Origin of the sequence: Listeria grandensis FSL F6-0971, from assembly GCF_000525835.1 — a bacterium.
In the GTDB taxonomy this organism is placed as follows: domain Bacteria; phylum Bacillota; class Bacilli; order Lactobacillales; family Listeriaceae; genus Listeria_A; species Listeria_A grandensis.
Genome location: NZ_AODD01000013.1, coordinates 13,472 through 32,057 on the forward strand (window position 1 = coordinate 13,472; position 18,586 = coordinate 32,057).

The following is an 18,586-nucleotide window of genomic DNA, read 5'->3' on the forward strand; positions in this document are numbered from 1 at the left end:
AGTTAAATTCGTTTGGAAATCGCATTTTTAATATAAAAACTAAAGCAAATACACGTCGAAAAAATCGATAAGCGTTGTGTTTCTCGGTACATTCGCCACGTTCGGCGCACCATTTGTAGCTTATTCCCAGATAGCGAAGCCCCCGAAACCCGGTAATAAGCGAGTGGTTTATCGATGCCATACGCCGTTCCGTGCTGCCACAAAATATTCAGCCACGTCGCCGTATCCTCTCCACCAGCCAAATCCGGCATCTGAAAATCGCCCGTCTGTTTGCGATCCACCACAACCGTTAAGCAGCCGATAATCGTGTTTCGCAATAACTGCGTATAATTGATGCTCCGCGGAACCCGCACCGTTTTCAGCCGATTTGACGGCCTCTCATGAAACGTTTCATACGCCGCAAACGACAGCACCGCCTTGTTTCTTCTCATATCCGCAAGTTGTGTCGCTAGCTTCTCCGGCACCCACAAATCATCACTATCCAAAAACGCAATATAGCGTCCTGAACTCCGCGCCAACCCATCATTTCGCGCCCGCGCCACGCCATGATTCTCATTTTTCGCAAGCAGCATTACCCGCGAATCCTGCAAATACGGCGCAATAACCTCCAAGCTCCGATCCGTCGAAAAATCATCAATAATGAACAACTCAAAGTTTTGATACGTCTGCGTCAACACGCTTTCAATCGATGCCCCAATCACGTCCGCTGAATTAAAGCACGGCATAATAACGCTCACTAGCTCATTCTCATAACGCTTGGACACCCAACTTCGCCTCCTCTTACTTCCCGCAAAAACAGCTCCGTCCGTGCTCGTTGCCCAGCCTCATTCACGTGGTACACGGAGTTAAAAATCTGCTCATGCGGCACCAAATAATCCCAAGGTTCACCAATCACCTCATAATTCGCCGTCAAATATGCCTGCAACTCTCGCAAATAAGAGCTCTCATCATACACATCAAAACGAAGCGTACTCGTATATGTCACCCGCACCACCACATCCTGATCCGCACACCACTGACAAAACTGTTCCAAATCTCGAACCGCCGCCGTCCTCGTAAACTGCGTCGGAAACACCAACGGCTTATTTTTGCACGCCTCAAGCTCCGAACCTCGAACCCGCACATAAGCACCACTCTCCGCCAATTCGAACTGCTTTTGTCGATACGCCATATTCAACTTAAAGTTTCCTAGCAAATAATACATCTGCCGCCGCCACGAAAACCGTCGCAACTCCCGCTTTCGAAACATCCGATAATACTCGTACGCAAAAACATCATAACTAGGCTTAAAATAAAGCGAATACGCCAAGCACAGCACCACCTCATCACCTGGTTTCACATTCTCCCGCGCCACATCCAACAAAAATCCCATCCCAAGCCCCACATTCAACCCGAAATTCACCGTTCGAATCCCAGTCTCCTCACCAATCCGGTCCGTATCGAAGCTGTACAACACATCGCTACCACCGACAATCAACCGCTTCGGTCCATCCCCGTCCGCCGCAAATGCCGTCTTCACATCCAGCAGATGCCTAATCCGCAACAAGCCTTTCGAGCGATACCCGAAAAAATATCCCAGTCCGCATCCCACCACACCGCACAACACCACCATCACAAAAATCATCCAGAACCCCTTTCCCGCCAATCCGACCGCATACTGAAATTCATCACGCTGACCGCCATCCCGACCGCCAACCACAAATACCGCTTATCGATCACTGTACTCAGCGCCACAGAGGCAAACATAAACACCAGCAACACCAAAACCGGTACCAACCGCAAAAGCCGATCCACACTACGTCGCCCAGTCCACCAAACACACACAGCAACCCCGAAAAAGCTCGCAAACAAACCCAGCGCAATCAATCCCATAAAACCACCGTCCGCGAGCAACTCCAACCAGAAATTATGCGGCGCTAAAATCGCATCCTGCAACACCTCATGCCCCAAACGGTACTCATTCAACTGAATCGGCGAATTCCCAGCACCAACTCCTCGAAACCTCGAATTGACCACAATTTCCCACAGCGACTGATACCGTTCCACCCGATCCGTTGTCGACGCCCCTTTTTCCGTAAAAGAAGCATCAATAACCTCGATAATTCGCGCCAAGGCCTGCGGAAACACCAACAAAACAATCGCCATCAGAAACGTCAACACTGCGCCAATCAGCCATGCCAACCGTCTCGTATACTGAATAACCAAAGCCGCCACAACGAGTAACACCGCAATCAACCCCAACCGCGAATACGTCATCACGACAAGATACAACACGACACTCAGCACACTCAGCATCCAAACAAACCGCCACGCTCCCTGCACAAACGTCAACCGCCAAAACACAATCGGTAAAAAAATCGCCAAGAACATCGCATAATCATTCGTATTAAACAACATTCCCGTCGGCTGAAACGCACTCGTCGTCGTGTCATACACAAGTGCCCCAGACGCTGGCAAATGCCAACCCACCAACACTTCCACCATTCCAATCACCAACTGCAATCCATAGATCACCGTGATAATCCGCGAAAACTGAAAAAAAAATACGCTTCGTTCGCATATAATACACCGACAAAAAAATCAAATACCCCAGTTCAAAAATATAATACACATACCGCAATCCCGCACCGATCGCAAGCGCCCAAAACAATGTCACTGCAAACCCCGCCAGCCACAATCCCAACAATAAAAACAGCCATTTTGTAGGACGCATGTGCCCCATCTCTTTTTGCTTCATAAAAACGAATAAAATAAAATGCAATACCAATAAGATTCGGAATAAGAAAATATTATCGTTCCCCGGAAGCCCCAAATACGCCCCAAAAAATGCCGAAATAAAAATCCCAATCCAAACACCGTATGCCAATTTTTCCAGTGGCAACACGAGCACTAGCACCGCCATCGCAAAAAATCCGAAACCAATAAATCCGTACGGAAGCACCGTCATTGTGACGGATAACGCGATACAAATCACCGCTAACCATACCACTCTATTAATAATAGGAATAAGTCTTCATCTCTCTCGCGCCATACTTTTTGCCATTGAGAACCGAACCAACCACCCGTCCATCCGCACGATTAATCAAGTCCATTGCCTGCACCACATCTTTTTCTTTCGTTACGTTACTCCTAACAGCCAAAATCACACCATCACATAAACTTCCCAATATTCTGCCATCATTCAGTAACAGAACCGGTGGCGTATCAAATAGCACTAAATCAAACGCTTCTTTATAGGTTTCCAACACCTCTTTCATTCGATATGAGTTGATTAATTCTAACGGATTCGGAGGAACAACCCCAGACGGTAAAAACATCAAATTCGCCTCACTCGTTCCTTGTACCAAAGCCATCGGATCCGCATAATTTGCCAAAACATTCGATAACCCTTCTGCATACTTCATTTGAAATTGCCCCGTTAACTTTGGTTTATATAAATCCGCATCGACTAGCAAAACCCTCACATTTTGCCTCGCATATGTAACCGCCAAATTCAGCGCACAGAAACTTTTACCTTCCCCTTTATGCGCTGAGGTGAAAACAAGAGACTGAAGCGGCGCTCCACTTTCCGCCTTGATAAACTGCAAATTCGTTTTGATCGCCCGGAATCGCTCGGCTGTAAACCCGTTCTTCTTATTAATCACAACCGGTAGAAAAGGTGGGCTATACTGATTACTCCGCATCTGTCTCAAAATCCTCTCTCCGTAAATTTTTCCAAGGAACGTCGCCGAGAACTGTGAGTCCTAAATCTCGCAGTTGCGACTCCTTCGTAACAATCGAGCTGAACAGTAAAATTGACAATGCCAAAATAAAGCTCGCCATCGTGCCTGTTATAAAGCCAAGCAGCAGCTGAAAAGTAATCGCCTTACTTTGTGCTGTATCCGCGCCCTCCATAATATTCACATGAATTCCGCTGAACAATTTAGGAAAGTCGCGCGTCAAAACATCGCCCAACGTATTCGCAACAGCCATCGTTTGCTCCTGATTCGTCCCCGTCACATGAACCGTAAAATAAAGCGAATTCTGATCGGTCACAACGCTAACCGATTCGTCCACCCCCTCCAAACCTAGCTTCTTCGCGACCTCATTACGAACTTTTGCGCTTTGTATTGTCGTCGAAAACGTTCCGATGAGCTGAATACTCGTTCGCAAATCATCGAAAGTCTGCGTCGGGTTATCCCCTTTTTTACTGCTATCCATCGTGAGTAATAATTGCGTTGACGCCGTATATTCTTGTGGTAATACTACTTTTTTGACAACAAAAACGAGGCCTGTCGTAACTATTGGGATGAGCAACAAAAGTAGCGCATATTTTTTGCATACTTTTCCCAGATCGCTCATTGAAATCTTCATCACTTGCGCATCCCCTGCTTTCCGTCGTTAAGTTCACTGTAAATATGGATCAATTTCCCAGCTTCTGTCGTCCAGTTATATCTCGTTTCAAACGCCCGTCTACCATGTCGTGCAAAATCTTTACAGAGCGCAGGTTTCGCGATGAATTGCTCCGCCTTATCAGCAACCGCTTGTCCATCCCAAACATCCACCGTAAAACCTGTATCCGTCTCAGCCATAAGCGCTTCCCAATCTGGAATATTCGTCGCTAAAATCGGAAGCCCTGCCGCCATATATTCGAAAATCTTCGTCGCTAAGGAATGCATGTAGTTCGGAATCGGATGCAGCAAACACAAGCCAACATGCGCGCTTCCATAGTGATCCCAAATCTCGTTATATGGTAACCTTCCTAGCCACTCCACATTATTTACTAAATCACGCTCCACAATACACTTCATCACTTCCGTCTCCACATGCGACTGCATCGGCCCAATCAGCTTCAATTTCAGCGCATCATGTCCCCGTAATTTCAGCTCGTGCATCAGCTCAATCATGTTGAAAACACCACGATCCTGAATAATATCACCCACGTAGATGAACGTAAACACCGTATCCTTTTCCCGCTCCTGCCTCGCTTCCCAAATCGGCAAGTTCAGAATATCTGTTTTTGGTATATCCAAGTCCGCGTAATGCTTTTTATACGAACTCTCCGCAAAAATAAGATGGTCACAATGCGGTATATAATCACGCTCTTTCTTCGCTATCCATCTAGAAAAAGGCTTACGAAACAATGCCGGAATCCAGTCTTTCGTTTCCATCATCGCCGGAAAATTCTCATGCATATCATAAATAATGCGCGCACCGGGCTTTCTCTTTTTCAATTTCACAGCCACCGGAAGCAACTCAAAATCATGAAAATGATAGCAACTGGCGTCAGACTGTAGTGCCGCTTTATATAGTGTGCGCCACGTTTTCGGACGACTCCATTTCCCACCTCTCGCAAGCGTCGTCACTTGCAAATTAGGAATCGTATCCTCGTATTCCGTCGTGCCAGACATCGCATAGAAATCAACCTCAAAACCATTCTCAACCAATGTTTTCGCTTCCTTAAAGAAAATCCGAGTATCCGACCAAACATGTACAGAGCTGAACATAAAAATCTTGTTTTGTCGTAGCTTATGGTTCATTTCCACTCCTTCTCCTACCTCACTTTGTCGGCGTCCCGATAAACCAGCTGATTGTTTTTTTATCTTTGGCTTTATTCATCACTTGATCATAGACGACCGTTAGCTTCTTCGCATTTTTTGGAACGGCATAATAACCATTTCCTTTCAGCGTAGCACCAGCCTTTATTGCTGCTCCAAAATTATCCTCGCGACCTGTCATCGTGTATTTTTTTCCCGCCTCGTCTTGAATGTAAAAATCGCCAGAACCGATCCCGTACTCTGCTTTGCTACCGTTCTTAATTTCGAATTTCAACTGAAGCATTTCTTGTCCTTGTTCTAGCGTGTCATCTTTTATAGTCGTCGCATTCGTTATTTTCATCACTATTTCATTGACTGTTTTCGCTTTATTTAGCTCGCGTTTTACCGCTTTCTGCTCTGTTTTCACTTCGTTCTTATCTCCAGAAGCCGTGTTAGAACAGCCAGCAAGAAGCACTGCCGCCAAAGCAAAAATAATTACTTTTTTCATACGCTTCAAACGCCTCATTTCATTGATATAACTTCCCGACCAGGCGTCATGCCTAGTCGGAAGTCTTTCTTATTTTATCGTGACTGCTTGGCGAGAAATTTCAAGTCCTGCCGCGTCGAATCCGACGACTTCTACTAATTGTGTTTTGGAAGTAACTTTATCCTTTGCATAAACTGTGAAAGTATTACCTGTAAGCGCTGCTTGACGTGCAAAAGCTCCATCGACAAATAGTTGTACTTTTTTCACGTCAGAACCGAATGATCCTGTCACGCTATCTGTACCAAATGTGTAATCATTTGGCGTTACTTTCTTAGCTGCTGGGTCAAGACTGACAACGGAAACAGTAATGCGATTACGCTCTATATTATTTACGTCGTATGCTACAATTTCAACCATGTCAGAGGCTGAACTGATTTTGTCTTGTGCGTAGATTTGGTATGCGCCACCAGTTACTGTTGTAGAACGAGCATCCTTGCCATTTACGACTAGTTTAATTCTTGTAATTGCCATATCGGAATCACCTTTGACATATTCATCTGTTACTGTGTTATATACGTCTGCGTTGATGTTGTATGTTTGTGGTGCTTCATTTTTCACAGATACTGTCACGCGATTACGTTCGAAGCCTTGTGCGTCGTAACCAACCAGTTCTACTTTTTGAGTCGTGGAAGTGATGACATCTTTTGCGTAAATCGCGTACGTACCGCCAGATGTTGTTGTTTGACGCTTCACTTCACCGGCTACTTCTAATTTCACGCGAGTGATTCCTGTTCCGTGTGTTCCCGAAACATCTTGATCTGCCGCCATATTATATTCATTCGCTGTAAGTGTGTACGCAACACGATTGTCTTCTTTTACTGTTCCTGTTGCTTTCGTTCCGATGCTACCGTTCGCGTCTACCGCTGCAATTTGGAATGTATTCCCAACGGCTGTTAATGAGGCTTGATCCCCTGTGTAAATCGAATATGCGCCGGCTGTTACTGGTGCGTAGCGAACAAATTTATCATTAACATAAAGCGCTACACGTGTTGCATTGGCTGGTGCTGTTCCTTTTGCATAAACGTCCGTTGGATAGTAAGCCAAGATAGTTGGTGCGGCTAGAACGGTTTGAACCGTTGCCGTTGCTTTAGGGCCTTCCGTACCTGCACCATCGATTGCTGCAATTTGGAATGCCTTACCTGCCGTTCGTAGCGCTGTTTGGTCGCCTGTGTAAATCAAGAATGTTCCATCTGGATTGACAGCTGCTGTACGAACGAGTTTGCCATCAATGTATAATGCCACTTTTTCTGCGCCGCCCGTTGCTGTTCCTTTTGCATATACATCAGATACGACATATTTATTGATAAGTGGTGCCGCCAGTTTAGATTTAACAGTTGCTGTTGTTTTCGCGCTCACTTTGTTATCTGCACTTGTCCCTTGAATTTGGAACTTGTTGCCCGCTGAGGCTAGCGACGCTTGATCGCCTGTGTAAATCGAATACGTGCCGTCTGCTGCAACTGCTGCCGTACGAATTGCTTTGTCATTTACAAATAGCGTAACCTTCGTAGACCCGACTGCTGTTCCTTTTGCGTAAACATCACCTACATAAAAATCTTTCACGCTTGGTGCTGCAATGTTAGCTTTTACTGTGGAACTTGCTTTTGTTCCTACTGTACCGTTCGCGTCCACCGCCGCTACTTGGAAAACAGTTCCGATAATTTGCATTTTCGCATGATCTGCCGCGTAGATTTGGTATCCGCCGTTTGCGTCAATAGCGCCGTAACGAACTAGTCTGTCCCCGACGTATAGCGCGATTCTGCTGGCACCTGCTGGAGCTCTACCAACAACAAATCCGTCTGCTACTGTATATTCATTGATTGTCGGTGCATCTAGAATGCTTGAGCCCACAGTAACTTCTGTCGCTGCACTCGTATTATTCGCTGCATCTGTTAGTGTGACACTGATTTTTGAACCTACTGCTTGGGCTGGAATGGTAATTGAAAATTTACCATCCATTCCAACTACTGCTTCGGCTTTTGAACCGTTTGGAAGTGTCGCCGTTGCTGTTGCGCCTACTTCACCTGTTCCTTTCACAGTGGTATCTGTATTTAAGACTGGTGACACAACTGGTGCCTCTGGTGCTGTTACGTCCTGTACTGTTTTCGTAACGATCTGGCTTGATGCACCGCCTTTTGTTGCTTGTAATTCTACCGTTGCGCCAGCTTTCAACGTTTTATCTAGACTTACGAGAATTTTTCCAGTTCCGTCAGCTTGGCCTTCGTATTTCACGGTTGTACCGTCTGTCGTTACCTTGATGATGAAATCTGCGTTTGGTACCGTCGTTCCTGTAATAGATGTTGATTTGTCTGTGATATCATTTAATGTTGCGGCGATGACGTTGGCTGCCACAGTTACTTTTGTTGGCTCGCTCTCGTTACCCGCTGCATCTGTCAACGTTACTTCGAGCACTGCTCCAACTGCTTGGGCTGGAATCGCTACGGAAAACTTCCCGTCTTGACCGACACGTGCATCGGCTTCACTGCCATTCGGCAATTTGACCGTTGCTGTCGCGCCGATTTCACCAGTTCCAGTAACTACTATGTCTGTGTTTAATACCGGCGATACAAAAGGAGCATCTGGAGGTGTCACATCTTTGACTGTTTTCGAAATGACATTGCTTGATGCGCCGTCTTTCGTTGTTTGCAACTCAACTGTTGCACCTGCTTCTGGGGACTTATCAAGGTTTACTAGAATTTTTCCAGTGGAATCCGCAGAGCCTGTATATCTTACTGGAACACCATCTGTGGTAATTTTCAATGTAAAATCTGCGTTTGGTACGGTTGTTCCTGTGATAGATTTCGATTGATCTGTGATGTCATTTAATGTGGCTGGAATCGTGCTTGCAATTACTTTTGTCGTTGCTGTCGGACTCACATTGCCACCTGTATCCGAAAGCCATACACTGATTGTCGCGCCAATTTCTTGTTTTGGAATAGCAACAGAATAATTCCCGTTATCATCTACCGTTCCTGTGTATACCGAGCCATTTGGTAGTTTCACATTGACTTTTTTGCCTGATTCACCCGTTCCTTTGACAACCGTATCCATGTTCGTTACCGTGTCTACTTTCGGAGCTGCAATCACTGTCGCGTCAGACGAGAAAGTAAGCGTCCCCGCTGCCGTGAATGGGATGTTACGCACGCTGTTGTCATTGGTCGTTGTAATGTTGACTGCACCTGTTCCTGTTGCTACACCAGAAGCTACGAGCGCATCTTTATCCACCGCATGATTCGCTGTAAACATTGGTACCCCTGCACCAGTCGAATTATTCCATGCTTTAACATTTTGAGCAGAGAATCCGAACGCACCACTATACTTCAAAAGTGATCCGATATTACCTTGAAATGTCACTTCATCTGGGTCGTTCAAGCTGATGGAACTGTTGCTAGATCCACTAACCACTGGGCCTGTTTCATTATTTAATTTGACCTTTGCACCTTTGTTAACAACCATCGTTCCAGGATTGGAACCGCTTTTTAAATTGATAAGCTCTTTCGATTTCGTCGAATGACGCGTCATAGTCGTTTCGGAACCTTCACCAAAAGTCATATTTTTCGCGCCCATACTTGATGTACGGAACAAATCTTTATTCGTCACAACGTCAAATTTCGCATTTTTCCCGACAGTCAGGCTAAACGGCTTAGTCGCCGAATTGTCTAAGTAAAACATATCCGTATTACGTACCAATACGGAAACTTCCGCATCATCTTCAATATTTAAGAAAGTCGGTACATAGTTGGCGTAACCAAACCAGAAAGTACTATCCGATGTCCCACCATGATCGATAACTAGCTTGCCACTCACGTTGACACCAGTTGCTTCCGAAAATTCTTGTGCTTTATCGCCAGTGGAGAATACTTTTGTAATCGTGACATGATTATCACCACTGAAATTTGCGTAGCCACCAACGTTATGAATAATTTGTGGCCCTGTATAAGTTACGTCTTGGTAGTTCAGCGTAATGCCACGTAAACTATCACTTGTGTTCACCGGCCCATAATAGTTTTTACCGACGATATTCATGTTTTTCATTGTTACCGTCTTCGTGGCTGCATTGCCGATATAGATCGTTCCCGCTGCTGCACCTGCCGTGTTTTCCGTCAATGTATAGCCCTGCCCATCAATCGTGAGCGACGTAATATTTTTACTAACCGTTGTACCCTTTTCCAAAGTAATATTGTTGCCAAGAGCGATAGAAACATCCCCGCTACCCGTGGTTAATACATTCTGTAATTGCGCAAATGTAGTTACGACTGTCGTATTTGTTGCTGCCGCTTGTTTTATTGGTGTTATATTTTCTGCCGCCTGAACGCCAACTGCACCCGCAAATTGCGAACCTGCAACAGTCACCGCTAACATACCTGCTAAAACTTTTTTGTTCTTCATAAAAATTTAAACTCTCCTTTTATTTACATTTTTGTGTTATCCTGTGATTTGTATTACTTTTTCGCGGTTACACGCTCACCCCCTTCAAAAATTAGCGATACAGCTCACCTTTCTTTCTGTTTATGATAAGAATCTGCCGCAAGCTTTTTTCTAAAATCCCGTCAACCTCCAACTGCTTACAAAGGATAGACATCGTTCCAGGATTAAGATTTAAATGATTTGCAATTATCTTTTTAGTGAAAACTTTCGGCAATTTTATTTCGTATGAACTAACTTCTCCGTACCTCTTTCCCAACTTTATAAGGCTTGCTAGAAGCCTCTCTTTCGTATCCTCCAAATGCATCGCGTCCTTATGCAGCAAATCCATATTTGCCACTTTCATATTGTTATACAAGAAAAACACCCCTTCTTGCGTAAACATCAACTTGGCCATCACTTGTTCCTTAGAAAACTTCCACGCCTCTACTTCCATTAAAGCAGACACCGTAACGAATGATCGCTCATTACTCAAAATATCATCCATCCCAATGACTTCTTGGTGCCCATAGAAATTCGTGACATGTCCATTTTTCCAAGCCCCGCATATTCCTGATGCTATGACGTAGATATAGTCATGTACGTCATTCTCATTGAAAATTACTTCTCCTTTTTCTAATGTGATTTTTTTCGAATCAATGACATAAATATCATCATCGAGTAACAAATCCAATAACTTATTACTGCTGAAGGTTTTGTCGATTACATCTTTATCATACAACTCAATGTAAGACAACATGGCTCATCTCCTTGCTTTCAAAGTTTATATTTCTATATACTATGACTTAAACTTTGTATGCAGATGACAGGTATTGGTATTCTATGTATAATCTACTACTCTGTTGCCTGTCACATATTTATATTACCACGGTAAAAAATATTACATCTGTGGATTTTCACAGGAATTCGTATTAAAATCCAAACGATGTGTGAACTACTCCATATTCTAGCTTATTTTTTCACTAAAATTATCTTCCATCCGATATATCACGCCTCCATCTCGCTTTTTTTACTGTCCCTTCAATATGTGGTATGAATGTTATACAAGCCATTTTATCACCGTTCCTATGCTTTATATAGTGAACAAATTGGCTACTATCAGCTCTATAGAAACAAAAAAAATACTCCCATACACCACAAGAGCTAGCTTGTCGTGCATGAGAGCGTATTTTATATTACTTTATAATAGGGCGATCCAATTCATACAAATGACGATAACGTTCTTCCTTCACCAGCAATTCCTGATGCGTTCCGTCCATAATCACATCACCATTCTCCAAGAATAACACTCGATCCATTTTCTCCACACCAACAAGATGATGCGTCACCCAAACGAGCGACTTCTCTTGCAGTGTCTCAAAAATCGTGCCAAGCAATTCCTTCTCGGTAATCGGATCAAGTCCCACTGTCGGCTCATCCAATACAACGATTGGCGTATCCTGCAGCAAAATCCGAGCCAGCGCAATCCGTTGACGCTCGCCACCTGAAAAGCGTGCACCCATCTCCGTCATCTGCGTACGATATCCATCCGGCATGCTCATAATAAAGTCATGTAACTTCACTTGTTTCGCGACCTCAGCCACTTCCTCATCCGTTGCATCCTGATTGCCCATCCGAATATTATTCAGCACCGTCGTATTAAACAAATGCGCCTTCTGATTCAGCATTGAAATCACCTCCGCGATTTGCGGTCGCAACTTCGCAACACTTTCACCATTCAACGTCACAGAACCAGATGTTGGCATCAAAGCGCCCTGCACCAATTTCAAAAACGTCGATTTCCCAGTGCCACTTCGTCCCAAAATCGCAACCTTCTCGCCCTGCTTCAACTCGAAATCCAAATCACGCAAAACCGGCGCCTTTGCTTCCGGATAACCAAATGTCAGTTTTTCCGTACGTAAAATTACGTTTTCCGTATCGATCGCCACTTTTGGGAGCGCACCTTCCTCTTCCCAAGTGAGGAGTTCCGCGTCTTCCATCTGCTCCAAGCGCGCAATCGAATCCTTGTAAAGCGAACCATCACTGACCGCGTTACTCACCGGAATAAAGCTCTCCGACAACGCCAAAATCGCGAGCACAAACGCTGCAATAAAGGTCGGTTCAAAAACACCATCCACGACTTGCTGATTCGTCCAATACACCATCGAAAGCACCATAACCCCAATAATCAATTGCCCGACAAAATCCCGCAATGTCGCAAAGCGCGCCTGTTTTGTCTCCATCGCCAGCAACACTTTTTCATCCGCTTCATAATCCGCGATAAAGTCCTTTTCACGACCACTAAACATCCAGTCGCTAATTCCAAACACCGCATCCGTGAACTTCTGATACAATTTGTTCCGCTCCTGTTTCATGTATGCATTTTTTCCACGCGCGTAAAGCAACGAAACCCAAGGCATCACGAGCACTAGCAAGGCAATATACGCGAAAAATAAAATTGCAAACGGTATCGAAAAGAAGCCCAGTCCAATCACAATACCGCCGTACAAAACCATCGCCACAATATTCGGCAACAACGTCGTCAAATAGTAATTTTGCAAATGCTCAATATCATCCGAAAGAAGCCCCAAAATATCCCCGGTCCGATAACGCGAACGCATCAACAACGCCTGCGGTTCAATGATTCGGTACAAACGCACACGCATCGATGCCAAAATCCGCAAAACGAGCGAATGACTTGCGAGCCGCTCAATGTACCGCGACACCGCACGCATAATTCCGAATGCCCGAACCCCAACGATCGGCACATAAATCAGCAAAATCGTCTCCGGAATCGTCGCTGCCGTCGAAATCAAATATCCCGACGTAAACATCAGCGCCCCCGTCGAGAATACCGTCAGCAAACCAAGCAAAATAACCCAGAGGAAAAGCATCCGATTTTGTTTAATATAAGGCCCAATCCAGCTACTTTGTCTCATCAGATCTCCTCCAATTGGGCTTTGATTAATTTCGCATAAAAGCCATTTTTCGCGAGCAATTCCTCGTGTGTGCCAACTTCCACAATCGCGCCATGATCCAGCACAATAATCCGGTCCATTTCAAGCATCCAATGCAAACGATGCGTCGCAAAAAAGACAAGCCGATCCGTGAACAAATCAAGCATCGGCTGCTTCAACTCATACTCCGTTTCAATATCCAAATGCGCCGTCGGTTCATCCATCAACACAATTCGGCGATCACTTAAGAATGCCCGCGCAATCGCGATCCGCTGCTCCTGACCACCACTCAGCACGCGTCCAGCCTCACCTACAAGCGTATCATAACCAGCATCAAGCTCCGCCACTAACTCACGCAAGCCCGCCGCATCAGCCGCCCGTTCCACTTCTCTATCATCACTATCCGGCGCATAAAAACGAATATTCTCGCGCACCGTCTCGTGGAACAAATAAGGATGTTGCGGAATATACGTCACCTGACTCTGCCAAGCCGCATCACGCAACTGCACACGTTCGGCGTCATTCCAAAGAAATCCCCCGTCCGTCGGTTCCAAAAAGCCACTGAGCACATCGATCATCGTCGACTTCCCAGCACCCGTAGCACCGATAATCCCAATTTTCTCAAAACCGCTCACCGTAAAATTAGCCGCATCAAGCGACGTCGGCGAATCCGGCTGGTGTTGCACCGTCACATTTTGCAAAGTAAACGACGTATTCGCGTCATAATCCAACGCTTGATCCGCCACAATCTCCGTCACGTCCTTATCAATAATCTCCTGAATCACGCGTCCAGCCTCTTGCCCAGCAAGCGTCGCATGATAATCTGAGCCAACTTCTCGAACCGGCAAAAAGTACTCCGGCGCCAAAATCAGAATCGCTAAAGCCGGCTGCAAAATCATCGTCGACTCAATCAAGCCTAAGCCCAGAAACACCGCCACCGTCGCGACCGAAAGCATCGTAAAGAAGTCTAGCGCAAACGAAGACAAGAACGCCATCCGCAAAGTCCCCATCGTCGCTTTCCGGTAATCCTCACTCACCTTCGCAATATTCCCCTCGTGCGCGCGACTAATCCCCAGATACTTCAACGTCTCAAGTCCCTTAAGCGAATCCACGAAATGGTTCGACAACACCCGATGCGTCTCAAACTGGCGATCCGCCTGAGCCTTCGTTGCCAGCCCAATCATAATCAAAAACAGAATCAAGATCGGCAACGTCAAAATCAGAATCGTGCCCGACGTCGTATCTTCTATAAATACGTAGATTAAAATCATCGCCGGAATAATCGACATGTTCATCAATTTCGGCAAAAACAGCTCCAAATAACGACGGAAATCAGCGACACCTTCCATGACCATCGTCACGACTTTCCCTGTCCCCTCCGCACTCGTAAAACGCGGCCCAAGTAGAAACAGTTTCGAAAGCAACGCCTCACGCATTGCCGTCCCCGTTTTTGCAGCATAATCATAGACAATTTTGCGTTTCCATACATTCAAAAAATGCCGTACGAGATAAGCCCCCGCAAAGAGGCCTAAATCGAACAGCGCATCTCCCCACGGATCACCGTGAAAGAGCGTCGTAATCGCAGTTGCTAAGTATTTTGCCATCGCAATGATAGCCGCGCCCTGAATTATAGTCAGGACGGCTAACATCGCAAGGATCGGTTTGATACCTTGGTATTTCAATAAATCTCTACCCATTAGTACGTCATTTTCTCCTTACTGGATACACGCTTGCGGAACACATAATAGCTCCAGATTTGATAACCTAGTACAAACGGCAAAAGCGTCAGAGCCACGATTGTCATTACTTTTAGCGAATAATCGCCAGATGCTGCATTATGAATCGTTAAATCATACAACGAGCTTGTCGAACTAATCATCACACGCGGGAATAATCCTGCGAAAATCGAACCGATCGTCCCAACAATTCCTAGTCCACTAAACGCAAACGCCCAACCTTCGCGCCCCTTCCAAAGAGAAAGCGCAGAGATCACGTAAAACACGACTGTCGCTCCAATCATAATCGGTAACAGAATCGGACGAACTTGGAAAATATCTGTATAGAAGAACGCCATAACAACAAAAATCGCAAGGACAGGAACCGTTACAAACCACATCCGTTTTGCAATCCGAGTCGCACGTTCACGAATTTCGTCATGCGTACGAAGCGTAATGAACAGCAAACCGTGGAAGTAACAAATCAGCGTTACCGTCACACCGCCCATAAGCGAGAATGGCGTAATGTAATCGAAGAACCCTGCATTCATATTCATTTCACTATTAATCGGCATCCCCGCAACAAGTGAGGAGAACAAGACGCCAAGCAAGAACGGCGGCAAAATACTACCGATAAAAATAACCCAATCCCACGTCTTCACCCAAGCCTTCGTATCATGTTTCCCGCGGAATTCAAACGAAACCCCACGACCAATGAGCGCCAGCAAGAAGAATACAAGTGGAATATAATAACCACTAAACATTGTCGCATACCAGTTCGGAAACGCCGCAAAAATCGCGCCCCCAGCCGTCAGCAACCAAACCTCATTCGCGTCCCAGAATGGCCCAATCGTATTGATTAAAACACGACGTTCCAAATCATTCCGAGCCACAAAGCGCGTCGACATCCCAACCCCGAAATCAAAACCTTCCAGGAAGAAAAAGCCGATGAAAAGTACAGCAACTAAAAGGAACCACAGTTCGTTTAATTCCATCTTAATTCGCCCCCTTTAAATCAAATGGATCCACAGACGCAGGCTCTTTTTTGCCTTTTTTTCTTGTCATGATTATGCGCGTCTGGGCCTGCCTTAATTTCACGAATAAATAGCCAGACGAGTACAATCGCGAGCGCTAAATAAATCGCTGAAAATGCAATAAGTGAGAACAGTATCGAGCCCGCCGAAACGTTCGGTGAAACCCCGTCCGCCGTTGACATATAGCCAAATACCACCCACGGTTGACGCCCAACTTCCGTCATGATCCACCCCATCGAGTTTGCGATGAATGGGAAAGCAATCATTGGAATCATCAAACGTAGATACAATTTTGACGTTGTTAATCTCTTACGCCATGCAAGGAAAGCTCCCCACAAGCCGAATAGAATCATTAACATACCAGAGAGCACCATGATCCGGAAGCTCCAAAATGACGTTTTAACTGGTGGAATGTAGTTCATATCCGCCCCGAAACGATCTTTGTACTTCTCTTGATACTCGGCCTGCAGTGATTTCATACCTTGCACACTACCAGAGAACGTCGAGTACGAGAGGAAACTTAGCGCGTATGGAATGTTGACTTCCCAGGTATTCTTCTGATTAGCTACATCAATACCCGCGATCATCGTCCACGGTGCCGGATCGGCTGTATCCTCCCAAATTCCTTCCGTCGCCGCCATTTTCATCGGTTGCGTTTTAACAAGATATTGCGCTTGTTGGTGACCACTGAAAGCCGTACCAAAACCACCGATAATAACGAGTACAAGCGCGATCTGGAACGATTTTCGGAAAAAGTCCACATCTTGCTTTTTAAGTAATTTGTAGGCGCTGACCCCTGCGACAAAGAATGCCCCCGTCGCGAACGCACCAAAGATAACGTGTGGAAACTCCACAAGTAACTGCCCATTCGTAATAAGCGCCCAGAAATCGTTCATTTCCGCACGGCCATTAATTTCTTGGAACCCTACTGGATGCTGCATGAACGAGTTCGCCGCCAAAATCCAGAACGCGGAGAAGACCGTACCAAGCGCAACAAGCCAAATACATGCCAAATGTAATTTCTTGTTCAGGCGATCCCAACCAAAGATCCACAATCCGATAAACGTCGATTCCATAAAGAACGCGAGTAGCGCTTCAATCGCAAGCGGCGCCCCAAATACATCCCCTACGAATCTGGAGTAATCCGACCAGTTCATCCCGAATTGGAATTCCTGAATAATCCCTGTTACTACCCCCACAGCGAAGTTGATTAAGAACAAGTGTCCCCAGAACTTCGACATTTTTTTGTAGATTTCTTTTTTCTTCACAACATACAACGTTTCCATGAGAGCAACCATAAATACAAGTCCAATAGAAAGTGGTACAAATAAGAAATGGAAAACAGTTGTTGATCCGAATTGAAGTCTAGCTAAGAAAAGTTTATCCACCTTTTTTCCTCCTTTTTGTGTTTATTTGGGTGTTTAACCCGATTTTGTCTTTATTATTATAATTTGCCGACTGTTTACTATACACATTAATCGATTGTGAAAAACTGTGAATACTGTTACGCTCGGTTGTGTTTTAATTCACAAAAACATGTGTACGAAAATAAAGTATGTAGGAATCATCTGTTTACCGTGAAAATTTTTCATTTTTCAGGCTTTGTCTATTTTCTCACATAAGTAAACGAGCCATAGAAACCAGACTACCGAATTTCTCTCGCATCTTCAGCCAATTAGAATAAGTTTTACCTAATTCTTATTCTATCGCATTTCGCCCTAAATTTGTTTAGTTCTTTTGGTTCTATTTTAATAAGGGAAAACATGGAGACAAGAAATGAGTCGGGTAGGTCACTTAAGTAACATCAATCGATTGCGCATATTTTCACAAAAGAACGTATAATGGATGTTACATGCATTAAAATAGGTATTAAGGCTCTTTTTGCTGTTTTTTCTTTGCACGTAGATCTCGGAAAAAGCTGGTCAAGATGGCTCCACATTCATCGGCTAGGATTCCCGGTTCGATTTCACATTGATGATTGAAACGTGAATCTTGGAGCAGGTTCATGAGCGTTCCTGCTGTGCCGGCTTTTGGATCGGCGGCTCCGTAGTAGACTTTGGCAATGCGGGAGAGCAGAATTGCGCCGCTGCACATTGGACAAGGCTCAAGCGTGACGTAAAGTTCTGCACCTTCTAATCGCCAGGCATCTTGATTTTTGCAGGCGTCTTGAATCGCTAGAATTTCGGCGTGCGTGATGGCGTTTTTGGTCGTTTCACGGAGATTATGCGCGCGTCCGATGATTTCGCCGTTAAGCACGACAACCGCGCCGATTGGAACTTCTCCTTTTTCGCGTGCTTTTTCGGCCTCTATTAAGGCCTCACGCATGTAGATTTCTTTTTGCATTGGTGGATGACTCCCTCTTTTTGAATTCTTTTATATTTTAGCATAGCGACAGCATGCACGCCTTTTATTTGCT

Annotated in this window: 15 protein-coding genes; all 15 read right to left on the reverse strand. The window is 45.2% G+C overall.

The genetic code is table 11. The features are described from left to right. Nucleotides 1-2 precede the first annotated feature (2 nt). A complete protein-coding gene (locus tag PGRAN_RS08705; RefSeq protein ID WP_051998528.1) occupies nucleotides 3-764 on the reverse strand; it encodes a glycosyltransferase family 2 protein in 762 nt (253 codons plus the stop codon). Then, entirely contained in the window at nucleotides 737-1,699 is a 963-nt protein-coding gene (locus PGRAN_RS08710) for a hypothetical protein (protein ID WP_193786259.1), read from the reverse strand. The genes PGRAN_RS08705 and PGRAN_RS08710 overlap by 28 nt, the downstream gene beginning before the upstream one ends. Continuing rightward, the gene (locus tag PGRAN_RS08715; protein WP_159101127.1) at nucleotides 1,621-2,514 is read right to left on the reverse strand and encodes an O-antigen ligase family protein; all 894 of its coding nucleotides are present in this window, start codon (nucleotides 2,512-2,514) and stop codon (nucleotides 1,621-1,623) included. Before PGRAN_RS08715 ends, PGRAN_RS08710 begins: the two co-directional genes overlap by 79 nt. Then, nucleotides 2,429-2,974: a hypothetical protein gene (locus PGRAN_RS16300; protein WP_051998531.1), complete on the reverse strand. Its 546-nt coding sequence runs from the start codon at nucleotides 2,972-2,974 to the stop codon at nucleotides 2,429-2,431. Before PGRAN_RS16300 ends, PGRAN_RS08715 begins: the two co-directional genes overlap by 86 nt. A gap of 19 nt (nucleotides 2,975-2,993) precedes the next feature. Then, the gene (locus tag PGRAN_RS08720) at nucleotides 2,994-3,683 is read right to left on the reverse strand and encodes a CpsD/CapB family tyrosine-protein kinase (protein ID WP_051998532.1); all 690 of its coding nucleotides are present in this window, start codon (nucleotides 3,681-3,683) and stop codon (nucleotides 2,994-2,996) included. After that, nucleotides 3,673-4,353 carry a YveK family protein gene (locus PGRAN_RS08725; RefSeq protein WP_051998533.1) on the reverse strand — a complete coding sequence of 227 codons (681 nt, stop codon included), beginning with the start codon at nucleotides 4,351-4,353 and terminating at the stop codon, nucleotides 3,673-3,675. Before PGRAN_RS08725 ends, PGRAN_RS08720 begins: the two co-directional genes overlap by 11 nt. Continuing rightward, entirely contained in the window at nucleotides 4,353-5,519 is a 1,167-nt protein-coding gene (locus PGRAN_RS08730; protein WP_036066524.1) for a glycosyltransferase family 4 protein, read from the reverse strand. Before PGRAN_RS08730 ends, PGRAN_RS08725 begins: the two co-directional genes overlap by 1 nt. 19 nt (nucleotides 5,520-5,538) lie before the next feature. Continuing rightward, nucleotides 5,539-6,024, reverse strand: coding sequence for a DUF4352 domain-containing protein (locus PGRAN_RS08735; RefSeq protein ID WP_036066526.1), 486 nt, complete (start codon nucleotides 6,022-6,024; stop codon nucleotides 5,539-5,541). Nucleotides 6,025-6,093: 69 nt separating this feature from the next. Next, the gene (locus PGRAN_RS15690) at nucleotides 6,094-10,449 is read right to left on the reverse strand and encodes an Ig-like domain-containing protein (RefSeq protein ID WP_051998535.1); all 4,356 of its coding nucleotides are present in this window, start codon (nucleotides 10,447-10,449) and stop codon (nucleotides 6,094-6,096) included. 91 nt (nucleotides 10,450-10,540) lie between these two features. Continuing rightward, nucleotides 10,541-11,224 (reverse strand): Crp/Fnr family transcriptional regulator, encoded by a 684-nt coding sequence (locus PGRAN_RS08745; protein WP_036066527.1) that lies wholly within the window; start codon nucleotides 11,222-11,224, stop codon nucleotides 10,541-10,543. 436 nt (nucleotides 11,225-11,660) lie between these two features. Beyond that, complete coding sequence (gene cydC, locus PGRAN_RS08750) at nucleotides 11,661-13,403, reverse strand: thiol reductant ABC exporter subunit CydC (protein ID WP_036066528.1); 1,743 nt, start codon at nucleotides 13,401-13,403, stop codon at nucleotides 11,661-11,663. Beyond that, entirely contained in the window at nucleotides 13,403-15,118 is a 1,716-nt protein-coding gene (gene cydD / locus PGRAN_RS08755) for a thiol reductant ABC exporter subunit CydD (protein ID WP_036066530.1), read from the reverse strand. The genes cydC and cydD overlap by 1 nt, the downstream gene beginning before the upstream one ends. Further along, on the reverse strand, nucleotides 15,118-16,131 hold the full coding sequence (gene cydB / locus PGRAN_RS08760; RefSeq protein ID WP_036066531.1) for a cytochrome d ubiquinol oxidase subunit II: 1,014 nt from the start codon (nucleotides 16,129-16,131) through the stop codon (nucleotides 15,118-15,120). The genes cydD and cydB overlap by 1 nt, the downstream gene beginning before the upstream one ends. Before the next feature lie 20 nt (nucleotides 16,132-16,151). Next, nucleotides 16,152-17,558 (reverse strand): cytochrome ubiquinol oxidase subunit I, encoded by a 1,407-nt coding sequence (locus PGRAN_RS08765; protein WP_051998536.1) that lies wholly within the window; start codon nucleotides 17,556-17,558, stop codon nucleotides 16,152-16,154. A gap of 481 nt (nucleotides 17,559-18,039) precedes the next feature. Further along, complete coding sequence (gene tadA, locus PGRAN_RS08770; RefSeq protein ID WP_036066533.1) at nucleotides 18,040-18,513, reverse strand: tRNA adenosine(34) deaminase TadA; 474 nt, start codon at nucleotides 18,511-18,513, stop codon at nucleotides 18,040-18,042. Between the last annotated feature and the right edge of the window lie 73 nt (nucleotides 18,514-18,586).

Coding starts and splice junctions, on each gene's coding strand:
- PGRAN_RS08720 (WP_051998532.1), bottom strand. CDS start 3,683: ATGCGGAGTAATCAGTATAGCCCACCTTTTCTACCGGTTGTGATTAAT.
- PGRAN_RS08725 (WP_051998533.1), bottom strand. CDS start 4,353: ATGAAGATTTCAATGAGCGATCTGGGAAAAGTATGCAAAAAATATGCG.
- PGRAN_RS08730 (WP_036066524.1), bottom strand. CDS start 5,519: ATGAACCATAAGCTACGACAAAACAAGATTTTTATGTTCAGCTCTGTA.
- PGRAN_RS08735 (WP_036066526.1), bottom strand. CDS start 6,024: ATGAAAAAAGTAATTATTTTTGCTTTGGCGGCAGTGCTTCTTGCTGGC.
- PGRAN_RS15690 (WP_051998535.1), bottom strand. CDS start 10,449: ATGAAGAACAAAAAAGTTTTAGCAGGTATGTTAGCGGTGACTGTTGCA.
- PGRAN_RS08745 (WP_036066527.1), bottom strand. CDS start 11,224: ATGTTGTCTTACATTGAGTTGTATGATAAAGATGTAATCGACAAAACC.
- cydC (WP_036066528.1), bottom strand. CDS start 13,403: ATGAGACAAAGTAGCTGGATTGGGCCTTATATTAAACAAAATCGGATG.
- cydD (WP_036066530.1), bottom strand. CDS start 15,118: ATGGGTAGAGATTTATTGAAATACCAAGGTATCAAACCGATCCTTGCG.
- cydB (WP_036066531.1), bottom strand. CDS start 16,131: ATGGAATTAAACGAACTGTGGTTCCTTTTAGTTGCTGTACTTTTCATC.
- tadA (WP_036066533.1), bottom strand. CDS start 18,513: ATGCAAAAAGAAATCTACATGCGTGAGGCCTTAATAGAGGCCGAAAAA.